Here is a 4,339-nt window from a genome sequence, read left to right on the forward strand (position 1 = left end):
CGACGTGTCTACTTTCCGGGGGTCAGGCCCGATGACGGTATCTGAGAACAACTGTCGGGTAGGGTCTTGCATCACAAGGTAGGCGGCACGGCTGGGGAATTTTTGCCCATTGAGTGTGATGGATGCGTGTTTGGCTTTTTCTAGTCCGCAAACAATGCGTGCCAGGGTTGATTTCCCTGAACCGCACGGGCCGAGGAGCGCTGTGATTTTCCCTGCCGGAAAGAGCGCATGGTCGACGTTGAGAACCGTTTTCCCCTGCCGGTAGGCGAAGGTGAGGTTGTCGATCGTGAGTCCCTCCCCTGCCGGTTCCGGAAGTTGTGGCATAGACACAGTCACTAGGGATCGCAGTCCAAGCTGTTTGCGCTCCTCATCCGAGGCAGCGTAGAACTCTTCGCCGGTTGCGGTGAGGGCGATCTTGCCTTTGTCGAAGCAGTAGACACGGTCAGCGATCCCGGAAAGAAAACTTAGCCGGTGTTCAGCAATGATGATGGTGTGTCCATCGGCTTTGAGCCTGGCGATGAGTGTGGCGAGTTGGCCGATAAGATCAGCTGATAGGTTCGCGGTCGGCTCGTCAAAGACGATCAGCGACGTGTTGTTGCACATGGCGACGGCGCAGGCCACGCGTTGCATCTGCCCGCCCGACAGCTGTGTGACGCGGGATTCCAACAGGTCGGCGATACCTAACTCGGCTGCAACCTCGTCAATGCGGGCACAGATCTCCTGCGGGGCGCGGCCGAGATTTTCTGGGCCGAAGGCCAGTTCTTGGCGCACGTGAGTGGTGTAGAACTGGGTGCGCGGGTTTTGAAACACTGTCGAACAGTGGTGGGCAAGCTCTGATAGATCTACTCGTGCCACGTCAATGTCGTCGACTGTGACGCTTCCGGTAAGGTCGCCGTCGTGAAAGTGCGGGATGAGCCCGTTAAACAGCCGTAGCGCGGTGGTTTTCCCCGATCCAGATGCGCCACACAGCAAGGTGACGGTTCCAGGTGTGATGGTGATGGTTGCGTCAGTGATTGAGGGGTGGTCTGCTCCTCGATAGGTGAAGGTGACGCCGGTGGCTTGGGTTATTGTCATAGGACGATTCTCCATATCGCGAAGCCGATAACGACGAGCAGAATGACTGCGTCGATCACACGGAATTTCACGACCGTGACTGAGGTGGGCTTTGCGGTTCCGCCCAGTCCTCGCACGAGGGCAGCAGATGCCAGTTCGTCCCCGCTGCGTACCACGGTCGATAGCAGCGGGATTGTGAAGTACTGGGCCGCGCGCAGGGAAAACGCAGACATGCCGCGTAGTTTCATCGCATCTGAGATCGCTTTAACCTCGTGGCCGATCACGGGCAGCACCCGTAAGGCAACCGAGATTGGGATCGTGAAACAGGTCGGGATCCGTGAGCTGACGAGTGCTTTTTGCAAGGTGGCGGGTCGGATTACACCGATCGCGTATGCGCCCATGCCTGCGCTGACACTGAATCGCCACATCCACTGCAAAAACAGCACGAGGAACGCGCTGACCGTTGACTTCCACACCAGTGGTATCACGAAGACGAGCCCGCCGAGGACCGCAAACGTGGCCAGGTAGACGGCCACCCAGCTCGGGCGCACGAGCGTGTTGGGGTTGATCGCAGCGCTCGCCAGCATCACGGCGGCGAATCCGCCCAGAGCACACACGAACCACGGCGAGTAGGCACTGTAGATCGTGGTGGAGACGATGACGAGCGCTACGATAATCGTGCGCGGGTCGGGAAGTTTAGACAAGACCGGCCCGTTCAAAGTGCTTACGCGCCACCCTGGTTCCCAACAGACCAGCAAGCCAGCCCACGATGAGCATCACAACGAAGAAGCCCAACAGAATCGGAATCGTGACAACCTGCGCCATCTTCGCGGCATACTCGGCGCCCATTTGTTCGGCGATCTGCGACATATATGCGTCTTGGTCCATAAATAGCGGCATCCACGGGGAAACATAGATCGGCAGAATAAACAGTGCGTATGCCAGCGGAACGCGAACCTTCACGCTCTTCGGCCCCTTGGTGATGACTAGGTCGGCGAGCAGGCCGAATACAGCGGCCACCGCGATTCCTCCTACCCAGTGGCCGGTCACGAAGAAGAGGATTTCGATGATAATCAGCATGATTGTCAATGCCCCCATCTTCGGAGTGCGTGCTGTGAACAGCGCAAAGACCATGCCGTTAACGAGAATAGAAAGCAAGAAGCCGGCATACATGGCGGCGGGGATGAACCCGAGCATTCCGAATGCAAACACGATGACGAACATCAAGGCGGTGAAGACGCCAATGTTGATGAAGTCGCGCGTGGCCCTACTCAAGGTGCGCTCCCTGTCTCCACGGGCCGACACTATTTCCATTGGAGGTGGATTTCCCACAAGCTCAGTCGAGTATGGAGTCTGGCGAAACCTGCAATCTCGACTAAAAAACGAAATGTTCATAGATTCGGATAAACCTAAAGACCAATATCCGTTCGGATCACCTTTATCCGGACAATACTCACTACGGTTTATAGCTAATCAACATCGCCCACTGACACGTCGAGATATGGAGTCCACTCGACGCAGCTCGGACTCCATGGCTCAGCGCGCTCATCGTCACAACATAAAGATTTTGGCAGAGCCTGGACGGTCTTTATGCCAGTTCGCGGGTGCTAGTTTCTTTCCTGTTCTTTCGTGTCACGCATTGCCCAATGCTGCACGGACAGTAACTGTCGTACGTGGAACTAGTCTCAGCCTCTCAGAGCAATGGTTCAACTCGGAGTATTATCCGGACCCATACCTTGTGCGCAACGGAGTCATTATCGACTCGGGAGTAGCTACCGCAACAGCAGTTTCCGGATCAACGTGCTTAGACAGCGATTATCTCAGCAAAAGAATGATTCAACTCCCCGACAGGCCTCGACCTGGAGATTTCCTAGTCTATCCCGACACAGCCGGGTATCAAATGGACTCGAACGAGTCTGCTTTCCACGGATATCGGATTCCTCAGAAATACGCCTTTAATCCTGTCACCATGACCATCACGGAAGATCGCTAGAACAGAGGCCAAATAAAGATGCCAAAAAGAATTTATACGCAGATGTCTCAACTCATTGGCAATACTCCTCTGTTCGAGCTTGTCTGTACGCCCCAGAAAAGTCGCGTTTTGCTTAAGCTCGAGCAATTCAACCCAACTGGAAGTGCGAAAATCCGGATGGCCCAGTCGATGATTAAGGCGGCAGAGCAGGATAACCGACTTCAAGAGCATGGCACTATCGTTGAATCGACTTCCGGTAATACTGGACAGGGCTTAGCACTTCTTGCACTTGAGCGCGGATACGACTTCGTAGCAGTCGTCGATAATCATTCTTGTAAAGATAAATTGAACTCCATGCGTGCAATGAATGCACAGATGTGCTTCGTTTCCAATCAAGATGACGATTCGCTCGCCACATCGGCTAGAGAAAACCATGCTGAGGAGCTCGGCAAACAACACGGCTGGGTATTCATGAAGCAGCATGACAATGTCGCAAACTCGATGGGTTATTACCCTGCAGCTGATGAAATTTTGAATGATCTTGGGGAAAGTCCGACTCATATCATTAGTGCCGTAGGCACAGGTGGAAGCCTCTTTGGAGTTACTGAACGTCTCCATCAATTGGGACACCGTCCCACTATTATAGGCGTCGAACCGGAAGGTTCCATTGCATTCGGTGCTCCTGGACACGACTATTGGCAATCTGGAACGGGCACCCCCGAAGGTGCAGTTATCGGCACTTCAGTTCGCTACGACTTACTCGACTACGGAGCAAAGGTATCCGACAAAGCAGCTTTCGCTGCATGCCGAACAATCGGAAAGCACATGGGGCTTCTACTGGGAGGATCTGCTGGCGGAGCCGTAATAGCAGCCCTCGAGCTCCTGCCGGGCTTTCCCGCTGGCTCTACATCGTTGACCATGGTGTGCGATGGAGGGGAAAAGTATCTAGATACCGTATTCAACGATGAGTGGATGTCCGAACGTGGTTTACTCGATGTCGCCCTCGAGGACAAAATTTGGGAACAAGTTATGTCATTGCGCGCTGGGGAAAGCCCAATTTCGCTAAATTCAACACGAGTTTCATGGTCGAAGGAAAAGTAGTGCCCGGAGCTACCTCTCAGAAACTAAACCGCCAGATTTTGGCGTTGTCTCTTCCCCTTGCCGGCACACAGCTTGCGAATATCGCAATTTCAACCACCGACACTTTCATGATGGGCCAACTTAGCCTCGGGGCTCTTGCTGGCGGAGGTTTGGCAGTTGTGTGGTTTAACCAGATACGCACACGGACCTGACCCCTGTTTGGTAGACACCTGA

At 54.3% G+C, this 4,339-nt stretch carries 4 protein-coding genes and 1 pseudogene; 2 read left to right on the plus strand and 3 right to left on the minus strand.

Going from position 1 to position 4,339, the window contains the following annotated elements; genetic code table 11:
* The 3 genes from HMPREF2550_RS00005 to HMPREF2550_RS00015 form a co-directional block, all read right to left on the minus strand.
* Nucleotides 1-1,074 (minus strand): ABC transporter ATP-binding protein (locus HMPREF2550_RS00005; protein WP_070788897.1); only part of this gene is annotated, 1,074 nt, incomplete at its 3' end.
* Entirely contained in the window at nucleotides 1,071-1,757 is a 687-nt protein-coding gene (locus tag HMPREF2550_RS00010) for an energy-coupling factor transporter transmembrane component T family protein (RefSeq protein WP_070788902.1), read from the minus strand. The genes HMPREF2550_RS00010 and HMPREF2550_RS00005, both read right to left, overlap by 4 nt.
* Entirely contained in the window at nucleotides 1,750-2,328 is a 579-nt protein-coding gene (locus HMPREF2550_RS00015; RefSeq protein ID WP_246819701.1) for an MptD family putative ECF transporter S component, read from the minus strand. Before HMPREF2550_RS00015 ends, HMPREF2550_RS00010 begins: the two co-directional genes overlap by 8 nt.
* Before the next feature lie 736 nt (nucleotides 2,329-3,064).
* Between HMPREF2550_RS00015 and HMPREF2550_RS11695 the strand changes: the two genes are divergently transcribed.
* Both HMPREF2550_RS11695 and HMPREF2550_RS12585 read left to right on the plus strand, forming a co-directional pair.
* Nucleotides 3,065-4,126 (plus strand): PLP-dependent cysteine synthase family protein, encoded by a 1,062-nt coding sequence (locus HMPREF2550_RS11695; RefSeq protein ID WP_035011700.1) that lies wholly within the window; start codon nucleotides 3,065-3,067, stop codon nucleotides 4,124-4,126.
* Nucleotides 4,108-4,308 (plus strand): annotated as a pseudogene (locus tag HMPREF2550_RS12585) (MATE family efflux transporter); the annotation flags it as partial. The gene HMPREF2550_RS11695 and the pseudogene HMPREF2550_RS12585, both read left to right, overlap by 19 nt.
* Nucleotides 4,309-4,339: the final 31 nt, after the last annotated feature.

This window comes from Corynebacterium sp. HMSC074A01 (assembly GCF_001831515.1).
In the GTDB taxonomy this organism is placed as follows: domain Bacteria; phylum Actinomycetota; class Actinomycetes; order Mycobacteriales; family Mycobacteriaceae; genus Corynebacterium.